Genomic DNA, 17,137 nt, shown 5'->3' with positions numbered 1-17,137 from the left:
GAACGATGAGTGTCGACTATGACGTCGTGATCGTCGGCGGTGGCCCGGCCGGCTCCAGCGCTGCTGCCTACCTCGCCATGGCCGGTCTGTCGGTGGCTGTGTTCGAGGGCGAGAACTTCCCCCGGCCGCATGTGGGCGAGTCGCTGGTTCCGGCCACCACGCGGGTGCTGGTGGAAATCGGGGTGATGGACAAGATCGAGGCGGCGGGATTCCCGCGCAAGTACGGCGCGGCCTGGACCTCGTCCCAGACGCGCAATGTCACCGCGGACCAGAGCAGTGCGTTCACCCATGAACTCGGCGTGGCCGACATCCTGTTCAGCGAACGCGACCAGCCGGGGGTCGACCGGGACTACACCTTCCACGTCGACCGCAGTCGGTTCGACCTCATCCTGCTCAAGCATGCCGAAAGCCTCGGCGCCAAGGTGTTCCAGGGGATCCGCGCGATGCGCGTGGACTTCGACGACCCCGCCAAGGTCACGCTGACCTGCAAGGTGGGGTCGAGCACGGTGGACGTCACCGCGAAGATGGTCATCGACGCCTCCGGCCGGCAGACCATGCTGGGCCGCCAGCTCGGAACCAAGGACGCGGACCCCGTCTTCAACCAGTACGCGATCCATGCCTGGTTCGAAGGTCTCGATCGCTCCTCGGTCGCCAACGACCCCGAAAAGGTCGACTACATCTACGTGCACTTCCTGCCGATCAGCGACACCTGGGTGTGGCAGATCCCCATCACCGACACCGTCACCAGCATCGGGGTCGTGACCCAGAAGCACCGGTTCGCCGAGGCGAACCTGGACCGCGAGAAGTTCTTCTGGAACTTCCTGGAGAGCCGGCCGGACCTGTGCGCGGCGCTGCGGAAGACGGAGCAGGTCACGCCCCTGAAGGTCGAGGGCGACTACAGCTACGCCATGCGGCAGATCTGCGGCGACCGGTACGTGCTGATCGGTGACGCCGCGCGCTTCGTCGACCCGATCTTCTCCAGCGGGGTCAGCGTCGCGTTGAACAGTGCGCGGCTGGCCTGCCACGACATCGTCGCGGCCGTCGAGGCCGACGACCTCTCGCAGGCCAGGTTCGCCACCTTCGAGAAGAAGATCCGCAACGGTGTCCGCAACTGGTACGAGTTCATCTCGGTCTACTACCGGCTGAACATCCTTTTCACCACGTTCGTGGCGGACCCGCGATACCGGCTGGACATCATCCGGCTGCTCCAGGGCGACCTCTACGACGAGGAGGAGCCGGAGGTCCTGCGGATCATGCGGGAGACCGTGACCGCCGTCGAGAACGACCCGTCCCACCTGTGGCACTCCTACCTTGGCACCCTCCGTGCCCCGATCCTGACCCCGGCCTTCTAGGTGGCTGGTGCCGATCGCGGCGCCGCCGCCCGGGCCGGTTCAACCCTCGTCCGCGGGGAGCGAAAGCGTCCGGTGCACGAACCGGACGCCCGGTGCCCGTACCGCGACGGAGGCGATCACACCGACCCGGTCGGGCAGATCGGCCAGCGACCACTCGGAGATGTCGCCGCACTGGTCCGGGAGCGACACCACGGCGCCGTCGGCGGTCGTCACGATGCCGCGCAGGTCGGTGGCGAGGCCGGTGCCGAGGGCCTTCGCCACGGCCTCCTTGCGGGTCCAGAAGCGGAGTGCCTGGGCGTCCCGGAGCACATCCGGCAGCTCGTCCACCGCCTGCCGCTCAGCCTCGGCCAGCGCCGTGCGGGCCAGCGCGCGACGGTCGGCCAGCGGCCGGAGCCGTTCGACATCGACGCCGACCGGGGCGTCCCAGGACAGGGCGGCCGCCACCACGGCCTCGGCATGGCTGAGGCTCACCTGGAGGCCCCCGGGCTCGACGACCAGCGGACGCCCCCGTCCGTCGCGCTCCCAGGCCTGGTGGTCCGGTGCCCATGACGTGTACGCCTCGACCAGTTGCCGGCCGAGCCGATGCGCGGCGGCACGTGCCCGGCGGTACCGCCGGGCACGCTGGTCCAGGCTGAGCGGCCCGCCTCCGGGCGCCGGACCCACCGCCAACCAGACGGCGACGTAACCAGTTCCCGCGAGCCGTGGCCCATTCACCGGTCACCTCTCCGGTACCCGCCGGGATACCGATGCCGAACTGCGGAAGCTCATTGTAGAGCGAGGGATATCTTCCATGGCAGAACGACTCCGGACGAGCTCGCCCGCCACGGCCATAGCCGTCGTCGGCATCGGCTGCCGATTTCCCGGCGGCGCCCGCGATCTCGATTCCTTCGGCGCGGCCCTCAGGTCCGCGACCACCGTTTTCGAGGACATTCCCGCGACCCGTTGGGACCGCGGGTTCGCCAGGCCGGGCGACTCCGGTCCGGGCACGGCCAGTCATGTCGGCGGCTTCCTGGCGGAGATCGACCGGTTCGACGCGTCCTACTTCGGGGTCTCGCCACGTGAGGCGAGCGCGATGGATCCCCAGCAGCGGCTGATGCTCGAGGTGGCCTGGGAGGCAATGAGCGATTCCGGGCGGCCCGCGGACGCCTGGCACGGCACCCGCACCGGGGCGTTCTTCGGGATGTTCACCCACGACTACGCGACGCTGCACACCAAGACCCTCGGAATCCAGGGCATCGGGCCGCACTACGCCAGCGGAAGCGAGTCCAGCTTCGTCGCGGGCCGGCTGGCCTACACCTTCGACCTGCACGGGCCCATGGTCTCCCTGACCACCGCCTGCTCCTCGTCCCTGTTCGCCGTGCATCTGGCGAGTCAGAGCCTGCGGTCCGGTGAGACCGACATCTGCCTGGCCGGCGGCGTCAACCTGCTGATCACGCCCGAGCTGAGCGTCTTCATGAGCAGGATCGGCGCGATCTCGCCGACCGGGCGATGCCGTCCGTTCGCGGCTGACGCCGACGGCATCCTGCGCGGTGAAGGCTGCGGCGTCGTCGTCCTCAAACGCCTGCCCGACGCCCTCGCCGACCGGGATCGGATCTACGGGGTCATCCGCGCATCGGCGGTCAACCATGACGGCCGCAGCCTCGGCATCACAGCGCCCAACGGCATCGCCCAGGTCGATCTGCTGCGCACCGCCCTCGGCAGCTCGGGGATCGACCCGTCGGACGTCGACTACGTGGAGGCCCACGGCACCGGGACCCCGCTCGGCGATCAGGTCGAACTCATGGCGCTGGACGAGGTCTACGCGAGGCGCCGGGCACCGGGCCGCCCGCCGCTCTACGTGGGCTCCAACAAGGCGGTGTTCGGGCACACCGACGCCGCGGCCGGCATCGCCGGTCTGCTCAAGGGCCTCTGGGTCGTCCACTCGCGAGAGGTTCCCGCCCAGCCCGATCCCGGTCGGCTCACCTCGGCGGTCTCCTGGGACCGCGGCACGATGGCGGTGCCGGTCAGCCCGGTCAGCCTCGCGGACACGAGTCGGCCGGTCCGTGTCGGGGTCAGCTCCTCCGGGCTCAGCGGCACGAACGTCCATGTGATCGCCGAAGGCGTCGAGCCCGTCGGGGCCGCGCCCGAGAGCAGTCGACCCGCCGGTCCCTACGTGCTGCTCGCCTCGGCGTTCCACCAGGCGGGCCTGGCCGACCAGGTTGCCGGGATGGGGGATCGGGTGATCGCCGGCGCCGGAGCCGGAGCCGGCGACCTCGACGACCTGGTCGCGTCCGCGGCGACCCGGCGGACGCAGGAACGGCATCGGTTCGCCGCCGTCGCGGCGGGACCAGCGGAGCTGGCGGCGGCACTGGCCGAGGTCGAGGAGGCGCCGGAAGGTACCTACCTCGGCGTCGTGGATCCCGAGGGCGTTCCCGAGCCCGTGTTCGTGTACTCCGGTCAGGGCGCGCAGTGGGCGGGCATGGCGGTGGACCTGTACGACGCCTCGCCCGTGGTCCGCGAAGCACTCGACGAGTGCGACACGCTGATCCGGCGGGATGTGTCCTGGTCGTTGATCGACGAGCTGCGGCGCGGCGAGGACAGCCGGCTCGACCGGACCGACCACGCCCAGCCGGCCCTCCTCGCCGTGCAGGTGGCGTTGACGAGCTGGCTGGCCGAGTGCGGCGTGCGGCCGCGGGCCGTGGTCGGGCACAGCGTCGGGGAGATCGCCGCCGCGCACGTGGCGGGCGCGATCTCCCGTGCCGACGCCGTACGGCTGGCAGTTCGGCGAGGCCAGCTCCTTCAGGAGACAGCGGGCCGAGGTGCCATGCTGGCGGTCCGCGCGGACCGGGACCCGGTCCTGGCGGCACTGGCCGACACCGGCCTGCCGGTGGTCGTCGCCGCGGTCAACGGACCGGGCGCGGTCGTGCTCAGCGGCCCACCGGACGCCGTCGACTCGGCCGCCACGGCGATCGAGGCCCGCGGTCTGCGGTGCCGGCGGCTGTCCGGTGACTACGCGTTCCACAGCCCGGTGGTGGCTGACCGTGGCCCGCGGCTGCGGGAGGCGCTGGCCGATCTCACCGTCACCGCCACCTCGACGCGGTTGCTGTCCAGCGTGCTACCGGACGACGAGGACGTCCGCTTCGACGCCGGCTACTGGGCCCGCAACCTCACCGACCCCGTGCTCCTGTGGCCCGTGGTCGACCGGCTGCTCGCCGAAGGCGACCGGGCGTTCGTCGAGATCGGCCCGCACCCCACGCTGATCCGCTCACTCGCCGACGCGGTCCGCCGTCGGGAGCGCCGGGGGCCGGTGACGGCCACTCTGCGCCGCGGCGAACCGGGGCTGCTGTCGTTGCACCGGACGGTCGCTCAGCTCCATGTCATCGGCGTCGACGTGGACTGGGCGAGGATCGCCGGAACACCGGCCCGGTACCGGACGCTGCCGGTGCCCTCCTGGGGCGGGGAGAAGTTCTGGCTGCCCGGGGTCAGGCCCGGCGAGCAGGGGCGCACTCCGGCGGGCGCGGTGCCGGCACAGCTACGCCTCGGCGTGCTCGACGCCGACGGCCGGGTGATCAGTGAACTGGTCTCGCGTCCGGTGGATGACAGGGCTCCGACCGACCCCGGCAAGCCCGCCGGGCCGGCCCCCGCGGTGGCTCCCCGGCCCGCACCCGCGAGCAGGCCGCAGATGCGCGGCGGTCCGCTGGCGCGCGTCGAGGCGCTGGTCGCGGCCGTTCTCGGTCTACCCGATGACCAGCGGCCGGCGAGGCGACGCGGTCTGTTCGACCAGGGCCTCGACTCGCTCACCGCCGTCGAGCTGCGGGACCGCCTGGCCGCCGAGTTCGGCCTGGAACTGCCCGCGACGATCGTCTTCGAGAATCCGACGATCGAGGCGCTCAGCGCGTTCCTGGCGGAGGCCGCCCCGGCGGCCGGCACCCGGACGACCACGCCGGCCGACGATCGGGCGGGTGACGATCGGGCGGGTGACGGTGAGCCGTCGGACGACGCCATCGCGGTGATCGGCATGTCGTGCCGCCTGCCCGGCGCGAGGTCGCCGGAGGAGTTCTGGTCGCTGCTCACCGAGGGCCGCCTCGCGGTCCGCGACCTGCCGGCCGACCGCGTGGCCGATCCGATCTGGGCGCAGGCCGGGGCCGACGTCCCGAGGCGCGGCGGCTACCTCGACGACGTGACGGGCTTCGACGCGGAGTTCTTCCGCGTCTCGCCGCGCGAGGCGAGGTCACTGGACCCGCAGCACCGCCTGCTTCTCGAAGTCGCCTGGGAGGCGCTGGAGGACGCTGGCCAGCCGGTGTCGGACGGCCGTTCCGCGGGTGTCTACTTCGGCCTCAACACCGCCGACTACCAGCAGCTGCTCGCCCGTGACCTGGCCGACGTCGACCACTTCTACGGAACCGGCACGACGTTCGCCGCCGCGGTCGGGCGGCTGTCGTACTTCCTCGGACTGAGCGGCCCCAGTATCGCCGTCGACACCGCGTGCTCATCGTCCCTCACCGCGGTCCACCTGGCGTGTCAGGGCCTGCGCGCGGGCGATTGCGAGATCGCTGTCGTGGGCGGGGCCAACGTGATCGTCGCCCCCACGGTGTCGGTCTCCATGTCCTCGGCCGGCGCCCTGGCACGGGACGGGCGCTGCAAGACCTTCGACGACGCGGCCGACGGCTACGGCCGGGGCGAGGGTGCGGCGGTGGTCGTCCTCAAACCGCTGGGTGCGGCGAAGCGGGACGGTGACCGGGTCTACGCGGTCATCCGGGGTACCGCGGTCAACCAGGACGGCGCCAGCGGCGGCATGACGGTGCCCAGCGCGTCCGCCCAGGTCGCGGTGATCAGACGGGCGGTCGAGGCCGCCGGCTGGGCGCCGCGCGAGGTCGACTACGTCGAGGCCCACGGCACCGGCACGCCCCTCGGCGATCCGATCGAGGTCCGCGCGCTCGCCGAGGCGCTGGGAGCCGGGCGCGCGGCGGACGCGGCGCTGCTCATCGGCGCGGCCAAGGTCGCCATCGGGCACCTGGAGGCCGCGGCCGGCGTCGTCGGGCTGCTCAAGGTGGTCCTCGCGCTCCACCACGGAGAGCTTCCGCCGCATCCGTTGAACCGGCCGTCGACGCGCATCGACTGGGAGACGCTTCCGGTCTCGGTGGTGACCGAGCGGCGGCAGTGGCCGCGGCGGGATCACCCGCGGCGGGCCGGCGTGAGCTCGTTCGGGTTCAGCGGCAGCAACGCGCACGTCGTCGTCGAACAGCCGCCCGAGGTTCCCGAACCGGCGGTGGTCGCGCCCCGCGGGGCCGCCAGGGTCCTGATGGTCACCGCGGCGTCGCGGCCGGCGCTGCGACAGGCCGCCGGACGCCTCGCCGCCCGGCTCCGCGAGGCGCCGGCCGAACTCGACGCCATCGTCCACACCGCGGCCTACCGCCGTACCTGGTTGAGCCACCGGCTCGCCGTCACCGGCCACGACGCCACCGCGATGGCGGCGGCGCTGGAAGCGGCCGCCCAGGGGAACAGCGGGTCGACCGCCCGGACCGGGCAGGCGACCGAGGGGGTCGACCACACCGTCGGTTTCTGGTTCGGAGCCGAACCGCCGTCCGCCGCCCTGCGCGAACGGCTGACCGCGCTGCCGGAGTACGTCGCCGCGCTGCGCTCCTGCGCCGAGCGACTCACCGCGCTGACCGGAACGGTCGTCGACCCGTTCGCCGCGCCACCGGCCGACCTGCCGGCGGCCTACCTGCTGTGTCATCACGTGGCGGCGACCGAGCTGTGGGCTGCCGTCGGACTGGCGCCGCAGGTCGTGATCGGTGCGGGCGCGGGCCAGCTGGGTGCCGCCTGGGCGGCGGGACGGCTGGAGCTCGAGGACGGGCTGCGCCTGGCCGCCGGGCAGACGTCGGGCGTCGCACTGCGACCCGGCCGCATCTCCGAGCTGTCGGCGGACGGCGAAGGACTCGCCAGGTCGTCCGACGGCCTGGCGAGTCGGGCGCGGCGCGGACTGCCGGCCGGCTGGCCGGCGGGCCTCGCCGACGACATCGCGGACGAGGGCGTGGACGCGCTCCTCGACGTCCTGCCCCAGGACCTGCCCGCCGCGCTGGCCGGCCGGTTCGGGGTGGCGACCGAAACCCACGATCCGGTGGATCGCGTCGCCGCCACCGCGGCGGCCCTGTTCGTGGCCGGCGCCGTTCCCGCGCCGGCCAGGACGTCGCGCCGGCCCGTCCGGCTGCCCGCCTATCCCTGGCAGCATCGCCGTCACTGGTACCGCGAGGCCGCCGACGTCCCCGGCGACCTGCCCGTGATTCCGTGGGTGATGTCCGCCGCCAGCACCATCGGACTGCGGGCACGCGCCGCCGCGGTACGGGACCTCACGGTGGGGAGCCAGCGACCCGGTCCGCTCGGGGTGGGATCGGCCCTGGTCGCGCTGCCGCACTCGGCGGCGCATCGCGCCGTCGTGCTGGCCGGCGGTGCGGGGGCCTTCGGTGACGGGCTGAGCGCGCTCGCGGCCGGCGGGTCCGCGGCGAACCTGGTCCAGGGCCAGGCGGGTAGCGACCCGCGGATCGCTCTGGTGTTCCCGGGCCAGGGCGCTCAGTGGCCGGGAATGGCCGTGGACCTCATGGCGGCCGAGCCGGTCTTCGCCGAGCGGATGCGCGCGTGCGCGGAGGTTCTCGCCGAGTTCACCGACTGGTCGCTCGGCGCGGTGATCGGCGGCGAGCCGGGCGCCGCGTCGCTCGACCGGGTCGACGTCGTGCAGCCCACCCTCTTCGCGGTGATGGTCTCGCTGGCCGCGCTCTGGCGCTCCTACGGGATCGTTCCCGTGGCCGTCGTCGGTCACTCGCAGGGCGAGATCGCCGCCGCCCACGTCGCCGGCGCGTTGTCGCTGCGTGACGCGGCCCGGGTCGTGGCACTGCGCAGCGCCGAACTCGCGCACCTGTCCGGCCAGGGCGCCATGGCCTCGCTCGCGCTCGACGCGCGGACGGTCACCGGCCTGCTGGGGCGTTTCGCCGGCCGGCTGTCGATCGCCGCGGTCAACGGCCCGGACAGCGTGGTGGTGGCGGGTGACGTCGGCGCCCTCGAGGAGCTGGCCGGCAGCTGTGACGCCGACGGGATCCGGTTCAGACGGGTCGACGTGGACTACGCCTCGCACTCGCCGCACGTGGAGCGGATCCGTGAGCGGCTGCGCCAGGTGCTGGTGGGGATCACGCCCCGCAGGGGGGAGGTGCCGTTCTACTCCTCGGCCACCGGAGGGCTGCTGGACACCTCCGAACTCGGGCCCGACTACTGGTACTACAGCCTCCGCCAGTGCGTGCGGTTCGAGGACGCGGTCCGCGCGCTGCTCGCGGCTGGCCACGGCCTGTTCATCGAGGCGAGCCCGCACCCTGTGCTCACGCCGGCGATCGAGGGAACGATCGAACAGACGGGGAGCGACGCGCGGGCACTGGGCACGCTGCGCAGGAACGACGGCGGCCCCGGTCGCCTGCTGACCTCGCTCGCCGAGGCGTACGTCCAGGGCGCCGAGGTCGACTGGCAGCCTGTCTTCGCCCACCACGACGCGGAGCCCGCCGTCATTCCGGATGTCGTCGGCCACGAGCTCGACGCCTGGCGCTACCGCGTCGACTGGCAGCCCGCCGGCGAGGTCGCCCAGCCGCGGCTGAGTGGAAGGTGGCTGGTCCTGGTGCCCGGCACCGGACCGGGACAGGACTGCGCGGCGGCGGTGTGCCAGGCCCTCGCCGCACATGGCGTGGACGCCCGGCGGCTCACTCTGGACCCGGCGCGCGACGGCCGGGAGCACCTCGCCGGCCTGCTTCGGAACGCGGAGGCGACGGCGGCGGCCGGTGTGCTGTCGCTGCTGGCGATGGACGAGCGCCCACACGAGGCGTTCCCGGACCTCCCGGCGGGGACGGCGGGCACCCTGGCCCTCGTACAGGCGCTCGGCGACGTCGGGGCCGACATCCCGATGTGGCTGGTGACCACCGGCGCGGTCGGCGCGGACGGCGGTGATCTGACCTCGCCCACCCAGGCTCAGGTCTGGGGCCTGGGGCGGGTGGCGGGTCTGGAACTCCCGCAGCGCTGGGGTGGCCTGGTCGACCTGCCCGGCTCACCCGGCGAGGACGCACTGCGGTGGCTGTGCGTGGTGCTGGGCGGTGGCCTGGGAGTGGACGACCAGGTGGCGGTGCGGGACGGCGGTCTGAAGGTGCGCCGGCTGGTGCGTGATCCGGTGGCGGACCGGCCCGTGGCGAGGACCTGGCAGCCGGGCGGCAGCGTGCTGGTCACCGGCGGCACCGGCCGGCTCGGCCGACGCCTCGCCCGGTGGCTGGCGGCCGCCGGCGCCGAGCACGTCATCGTCGCCGGCCGGCGGGGTCGGCACGCACCGGGTGCGGCCGAGCTGGCGGCGGAACTCGGCCAGGCCGGTACCTCGGTCACGATGGCGGCCTGCGACGTGGCCGACCGCGCGGCGATGGAGGGTCTGCTGGGCGAGGCGCGATCCGCGGGACGGCCGGTCCGCACCGTCGTGCACGCGGCGGTCGTCCCGGACCCCGGCCCGCTGACCGGGACGACGCTGGCAGGGCTCGCCGGCACGCTGCGCGCCAAGGTCACCGGCGCGCGGGTCCTGGACGAGCTGCTCGGCGCGGAGTCCGTGGATGCCTTCGTCCTGTTCGCCTCCGTCGCGGGTGTCTGGGGCGCCGCCGAGAACGGCGTCTTCGCGGCCGCCGACGCACACCTGGACGCCCTGGCCGTCCAGCGTCGTGCCCGGGGTCAGGCGGCCACCACCATCGCCTGGAGCTTCTGGAACGCGTTCGGGGAGGACAGCGACGACGCCGCCGTGCGGGACATGTTCACCAGCCAGTCGCAGCGGCAGGGCCTCCCGCTGCTGGACCCCGGGCAGGCGCTGCGGGCCCTGCGGCAGGTGCTCGACCGGGACGAGACGTCCGTCGTCGTCGCCGACGTGGCGTGGGAGCGGTTCGCCCAGCTCTACTCGGCGGCCCGCCCCCGGCCGTTCCTCGACGAACTGGCGGAGGTCCAGGGTCTCGCGGGCGGGGCATCGGGTGACGGCGAGCAGGAGGCCGAGGAGAGCGCACTGGCCGGGCTCCTGAGGCGGACGCCCGAGTCCGAGCGCGAGTGGGTGGCCCTCGACCTCGTCCGGACCGAGGCCGCGGCCGTACTCGGCTACCGCCGTGCCCACGACGTGGACCCCGACCTGCCCTTCACCGAGATGGGGTCCGACTCCGTCACCGCGGTCGAGTTCCGGACCCGGCTGAACGCGGCCACCGGGCTGCGCCTGCCGGCGTCCCTCGCGTTCGACTATCCGACCGCGACGGCCGTAGCCGGCTGCCTGCTCACGCTCACGCTCGCCCTCGGTGAATCGGACGCGTCGACGGCGTCCACCCCGACGGTGACGGACGAGAACACGATCGCCGTCGACGAACCGATGGCGATCGTGGGGATGGCGTGTCGGCTGCCGGGGGGTGTGACGTCGCCGGAGGAGTTCTGGGGGCTGCTCGTCGAGGGTCGGGATGCGGTGGGCGGGTTTCCGGCGGATCGGGGGTGGGATCTGGCGGGGTTGTTCGATCCGGATCCGGATCGGCCGGGCACCTCGTATGTCCGCGAGAGCGGGTTCGTGAACGACGTGGCGGGATTCGACGCGGAGTTCTTCGGTATTTCCCCGCGTGAGGCGCTGACCATGGATCCTCGGCAGCGGCTGCTGCTGGAAACGTCGTGGGAGCTGTTCGAGAACGCCGGGATCGATCCGCTGAGTCTGCGGGGGAGCCGGACGGGGGTGTTCGTCGGCGCTGGTCCGACGGACTACGTGACCGGGGCCCCGCTGGCACCGCACAGCGCCGAGGGCTACGCGGTGACGGGCAGCACCCCAGCCGTGATATCGGGGCGGGTGTCGTACGTGTTCGGGCTGGAAGGCCCGGCGATAACGGTCGACACGGCGTGCTCGTCGTCGTTGGTGGCGCTGCATCTGGCGGGTCAGGCACTGCGGGCCGGTGAGTGCTCGATGGCGTTGGTCGGTGGGGTGGCGGTGATGTCCAGCCCGAAGGTGTTCGTCGAGTTCAGCCGGCAGCGCGGGCTCTCGGCGGACGGGCGGTGCAAGGCGTTCGCCGACGCCGCGGACGGAACCGGGTTCGCCGAGGGCGTCAGTCTGCTGCTGGTCGAACCGCTGTCGGAGGCCCAGCGCCGGGGGCACGAGGTTCTCGCGGTCATCCGGGGTTCGGCACTGAACCAGGACGGTGCGTCGAACGGGCTGACGGCCCCGAACGGGCCGTCCCAGCAGCGCGTGATTCGCCAGGCGGCGGCGAACGCCGGTCTGTCGCTGCGCGAGGTGGACGTGGTGGAGGCGCACGGGACGGGGACGACGCTGGGCGATCCGATCGAGGCGCAGGCACTGCTGGCGACCTATGGGCAGGACCGACCGGCCGGCCGGCCGCTTCTGCTGGGGTCGGCGAAGTCGAACATCGGCCACACCCAGGCGGCGGCGGGCGCGGTCGGGGTGATGAAGATGGTGCTGGCGATGCGGCACGGGGTGGTGCCCGCGACGTTGCACGTTGATCGGCCGAGTCGTCAGGTGGACTGGTCGGCGGGCGAGGTCGCGCTGGCGGTGGCGGCGGTGCCGTGGCCCGATGGCGGGCATCCGCGGCGGGCGGGAGTGTCCTCCTTCGGAGTCAGCGGCACCAACGCCCATCTCATCCTCGAACAGCCGGCGGCTCAGCAGCCGGAGCGGGCGGACGACCCCGATCCTGGCTCGATGGCCGCGCCGGTCCCCTGGCCCGTCTCCGCGGCGTCCTCGGCCTCGCTGCGCCAGCAGGCCGGCAGGCTGCGTCGGCTGGCCGCGGGCGAGTCCGGTCCGCGACCGCGCGACATCGGCTGGAGTCTGGCCTCCTCGCGGGCGGCGCTGCCGCATCGCGCGGTGGTGCTGGGCGGCGACCGGGCCGACCGACTGCGCCGGCTCACGCTGCTGGCCGACGACGAGCCGGACCCCGGGCTGGTGCGCGGCACCGCGCAGCGCAAGCCACGGGTCGTCTTCGTGTTCCCCGGGCAGGGTTCCCAGTGGCCGGGGATGGCCGCGGACCTGCTCGGGAGCTGCCCGGAGTTCGCGGGCTACCTCGACGAGTGCGAGCAGGCGCTGGCCGCGCACATCGACTGGTCGCCGACCGCGGTGCTCCGGCAGGCGGACGGAGCGCCCGGACTGGACCGGGTCGACGTGGTGCAACCGATGCTGTTCGCCGTGATGGTGTCGCTGGCTCGCCTCTGGCAGCACTACGGCGTGAGTCCCGCGGCGGTGGTCGGGCACTCCCAGGGCGAGATCGCCGCCGCCTACGTGGCCGGCGCGCTGTCCCTGGCGGACGCCGCCAGGGTGGTGGCCGTGCGGGCGGCGGAACTGGCCCGGCTGACCGGCACCGCGGGCATGGCATCGGTGCGGGCGGACGAGCAGCAGGTGGCCAAGCTGCTCGACCCGTGGGAGGGGCGGCTGACGATCGCGACCGTCAACAGTCCCGCGCAGGTCGTCGTGGCCGGTGACACCGAGGCGCTGGACGACCTGATCGCCGAGTGCGAACGGCAGGGGATCCGGAGCCGGCGGATCGAGGTCGACTACGCGTCGCACTCACCACAGGTCGAGCCGATGCGCGCCGACCTCCTGACGAAGCTGGCCGGGATCGCCCCCCAGCGCTCGCGCATACCGTTCTATTCCGCGGTGACCGGGGAGCCGGTCGACACCAGTGGGCTGAATGCGGAGTACTGGTACCGGAACCTGCGGGAACCGGTGCGGTTCGAGCACGCGACCCGGGCGCTGCTCGACCACGGCTTCACCATGTTCGTCGAGGTGAGCCCGCACCCCGTGCTGACCGCCGCGGTGCTGGACACCGCCACCGCGGTGGACGACTGCCCGGAGCCGCTGATCGTGGGCTCGCTGCGCCGCGACGAGGGCGGCTCGGCCCGGTTCACGGCTTCGCTGGCCGAGGCGTGGGCGAACGGGGCGGACCTGGACTGGGCCAGGCTGATCCCCGACGCCCACCGGGTCCCGCTGCCTACCTACGCCTTTGACCAGCGGCGTTTCTGGATGGACGACGAGAGCGCTGCCGCGGATCCGGCGGCTCTCGGCGTGACGGCGCCGGACCATCCGCTCCTCGGTGCCGCGGTCGAACTGGCGGACAGCGGTGGCCTCGTGCTCACCGGGCGGCTCTCGGCCGCGACCCGGCCGTGGCTGGCCGATCACGCGGTCAACGGAGTGTGCCTGCTACCGGGGACGGGGTTCGCCGAGCTGGCACTGCGCGCCGGCGCCGAGGCACGGTGCCCACGGGTCGAGGAGCTGACCCTGGAAGCGCCGTTGCTGCTGCGCGGCGATGAGGCGGTCCGCCTCCAACTGGTGGTGGGCCCGCCCGACGACGCGGGGCATCGGCACCTGGCCGTCTACTCCCGGCCAGACGGGGAGAACGGCCAGGACGGTGACTGGACGCGGCACGCGTCGGCTCTCCTGACGGCGGCCGGCGGCCCCGCGGCGGCCTCGCTGGCCGCCTGGCCGCCGCCCGGCTCCGAGCCGGTGCCGTTGGACCCGGACGCCTTCTACGCGGCGGGAGCGGAGGCCGGCTACACCTATGGGCCGTCGTTCCAGGGCCTGACGCGGGCGTGGCGCACCGGCACCGAGGTCTACGCCGAGGTGGCGCTGCCCGCCCGGGTGCGGGATGAGGCACCCCGGTACGGCATGCACCCCGCGCTGCTCGACGCGGCGCTGCACGCGATGGTGCTCGCTCCGTCCGTCGGCCAGGGCGACGGCAGTGACGCCGCCGTGCGGCTGCCGTTCAGCCTCGCTGGCGTGTCGCTGTTCGCGCCCGGTTCGCGAGCCCTGCGCGTGCGCATCTCGCCAGCCGGACCTGACGCGGTGGCGCTGACCGCGGCGGATGAGACCGGTGACCCGGTTCTGGTGATCGAACGCCTGGTGACCCGACCGGTCCCGGTCGAGCAGCTCACCGCGGCCGCGGGCCCGGCCAACCGGTCCCTGTTCCGCCTGGACTGGGTTCCGCTGGCGACGCCGAGGTCCCGCGTCGACGGCGAGTGGGCCGTCCTCGGCGAGGACATCCCCGTCCTGGTCGACGCCCTGTCGGCGGCGGGAGTCCCCGTGCGTCCCCATCCCGACGTGACCGCGTTTCTCGGCGCGCTGGCCGACGGTGCGCCGTCCCCCCGGATCGCGGTGCTGCCAGCGGCGAGCGTGGCCGGAGCCGGGTTGCCCGGTTCGGCCGTCGACCTGATCAGCACGGTGCTGCACGATGTCCAGGCCTGGCTGGCCGACGACCGGACGGCCGACACGCGGCTGGTCGTGCTCACCCGCCGCGCGCTCGCGGTCGGGCAGCCGGCCGACGTGCACGACCTCGCCGCGGCGCCGGTGTGGGGGCTGCTCCGCTCGGCGCAGGCCGAGAACCCGGGCCGGATCGTCCTCGTGGACCTGGACGCGGAGGCCGGCGCCGCCGTGCTCATGGACGTGCTGGCGGGTGACGAGCCGCAGATCGCGATCCGGCGGGGCGAGCCGCTGATCCCCAGGCTGGTCGCGGCGGGCACGCCGGCGGGCAGGCTGACGCCGCCGCTCGGCGGCCGGTGGCGGCTCGAACCGGACCCGTCCGGCGTCCTCGACGCGCTGTCCCTGGTGCCCTGCCCGGAGACCGGAGAGCCGCTGGCCCCGGACCAGGTGCGGGTGCGGGTCCGGGCGGCCGGGATCAGCTTCCACGATCTCCTGGTCGCGCTGGGGCTGCCACCGGACGACGGCCTGTTCATCGGTGGTGAGGGAGCCGGCGTGGTCCAGGCGACCGGTCCCGGAGTGCGCGGGCTCAGGCCCGGGGACAGGGTCCTGGGGCTGATGCCCCGCGCGTTCGGCACCGAAGCGGTCACCGACCATCGCTGGCTGGTGCCGATCCCCGCGGACTGGTCGTTCGAGCAGGCGGCCTCGGTCCCGTCCGCCTTTCTGACCGCCCACCTGGCGCTGCACGAGACAGCGGGCCTGCGCGCCGGGCAGCGAGTCCTCGTGCACGCGGCAGCCGGCGGAGTCGGTACGGCGGCGGTCGCGCTCGCCCGCGAGCTGGGCGCCGAGGTGTTCGCCACGGCCAGCCCCGCGAAGCACGACGCGCTCCGGCGGATGGGCCTGGACGACGCCCACATCTCCTCATCACGGGACGCCGCCTTCGCCGACCGGGTGCTCGCCGCCACCGACGGCGCGGGTGTCGACGTGGTCGTCAACTCACTCGCCGGCGAACTCATCGATGCCTCGTTGCGCGTGCTGCCGGGCGGAGGACGTTTCATCGAGCTCGGCAAGACCGACCGCCGGGACCCGGAGCAGGTCGCCGCCGCCTGGCCGGGGGTGGTGTACCGACCGGTGGACCTGGTCTCGGACGCCGGCCCGGAGTCGATCCAGACCATGCTGACGGAGGTCGTCCGGCTGCTGCGGGACGGCGCCGTGCGGCCGCTGCCCGTCCGCACCTGGGACGTCCGGGACGCATCCGCGGCATTCCGGCACATGGCTCAGGCCAGGCACGTCGGCAAGCTCGTGCTGACGGTTCCGCCCACTCCCGATCCCGCCGGCACCGTACTGATCACGGGCGGCACCGGGACGCTGGGCGCACTGGTGGCGAAGCACCTGGCCGGCCCCTGGGGGATGCGCCACATCCTGCTGGCGAGCCGGCAGGGTGACACCGCGCCGGGCGCCGAGGAACTGCGGGCGGAACTCGCCGGGCTGGGCGCCGACGTGCGCCTGGCCGCCTGCGACATCGCCGACCGCGACGCCCTGGCGGCCCTGCTGGCCGGGATCGCGGCGGACCACCCCCTCACCGCGGTGGTCCACACCGCGGGGGTGTTGGACGACACGGTGTTCTCCTCCCTCACCAGCGCGCGCCTGACGCCCGTCCTGCGTCCCAAGGTCGATGCCGCCGTGCACCTCGATCAGCTCACCACCGGCCTCGACCTCGGCATGTTCGTCCTGTACTCGTCGGCCGCCGGGTTGCTCGGCAATCCCGGGCAGGCCAACTACGGTGCCGCCAACGTCTTCCTCGACACGCTCGCCGCGGTCAGGAGCGCACGCGGGCAGGCCGCCACGTCGATCGCCTGGGGTCTGTGGGCACCCGACAGCGCACTCACAGGTCAGATGAACGTCCTGGACCGCGATCGGCTCTCCCGCGCCGGTGCACAGGCCATGTCCGCCGCGGAAGCCCTGGCCCTGTTCGATGACGGCGTCCAGGCCGGGGAACCACTGGTCGTGGCAGCGCACATCGACCGCGCGGCGCTGCGCATCCAGGAGAGCCAGGGGCGCATCCCTCCCGTGCTGCGCCTGCTGGCACCGCGCCGCACCGTCGCGGAGCCTCGTCCAGGCGAGCGCGGCGCCGCCGCGGGAGCGGTCGACCAGCTCGCCGGGATGTCCGCCGCCGAGCGGCGGCAGGCGCTCGTGCACCTGGTCAGGAAGCAGGCCGCCGCGGTGCTGGGCCACGGTTCGGCGGCCGCGCTGGACGTCGACCGCGGCTTCCTCGAAATGGGATTCGACTCGCTGACAGCCGTCGAGCTGCGTAACCGGCTGGCGACGGCGACCGGTCTGCGGCTGCCCGCGACCGTGATTTTCGACTGCCCGACGCCCGCGGCGCTCGCCCGCCACCTCAGTGATCGGTTCAGTCCGGTGGCGGACGCCCCGAACGCGGCGGACGACGGCGACGACGGCCGGGACCACGACAACCACCGGGACCACGACGACGAGCTCGACACGGTCGACGACATGGACCTGGACGAACTGATCCGCGCTGGGCTCGGCGCCGACGGCCACGAGCGGAACTCTGGAGAGTGAGGGCCTC

At 73.7% G+C, this 17,137-nt stretch carries 3 protein-coding genes; 2 read left to right on the top strand and 1 reads right to left on the bottom strand.

Going from position 1 to position 17,137, the window contains the following annotated elements; translation table 11 throughout:
• Nucleotides 1-5 precede the first annotated feature (5 nt).
• Nucleotides 6-1,352 (top strand): NAD(P)/FAD-dependent oxidoreductase, encoded by a 1,347-nt coding sequence (locus MXD60_RS02420; RefSeq protein ID WP_248817210.1) that lies wholly within the window; start codon nucleotides 6-8, stop codon nucleotides 1,350-1,352.
• 39 nt (nucleotides 1,353-1,391) lie between these two features.
• On the opposite strand, the gene MXD60_RS02415 is transcribed toward MXD60_RS02420, so the two are convergent.
• Complete coding sequence (locus tag MXD60_RS02415; RefSeq protein WP_248817209.1) at nucleotides 1,392-2,066, bottom strand: 4'-phosphopantetheinyl transferase family protein; 675 nt, start codon at nucleotides 2,064-2,066, stop codon at nucleotides 1,392-1,394.
• Between the two features lie 76 nt (nucleotides 2,067-2,142).
• On the opposite strand from MXD60_RS02415, the gene MXD60_RS28465 reads away from it, so the two are divergent.
• Nucleotides 2,143-17,130, top strand: a complete 14,988-nt coding sequence (locus MXD60_RS28465; protein WP_283097639.1) for a type I polyketide synthase — start codon at nucleotides 2,143-2,145, stop codon at nucleotides 17,128-17,130.
• The last annotated feature ends 7 nt before the right edge of the window (nucleotides 17,131-17,137 follow it).

Origin of the sequence: Frankia sp. AgB32 (genome assembly GCF_023243045.1) — a bacterium.
GTDB lineage: Bacteria > Actinomycetota > Actinomycetes > Frankiales > Frankiaceae > Frankia.
Note: the sequence above shows the minus strand (reverse complement) of the source record. Positions and strands in the feature narration are given on the sequence as shown.

Excerpts from the sequence above, each read along its gene's own strand:
- MXD60_RS28465 (WP_283097639.1), top strand. The coding sequence starts at position 2,143 with ATGGCAGAACGACTCCGGACGAGCTCGCCCGCCACGGCCATAGCCGTC.
- MXD60_RS02420 (WP_248817210.1), top strand. The coding sequence starts at position 6 with ATGAGTGTCGACTATGACGTCGTGATCGTCGGCGGTGGCCCGGCCGGC.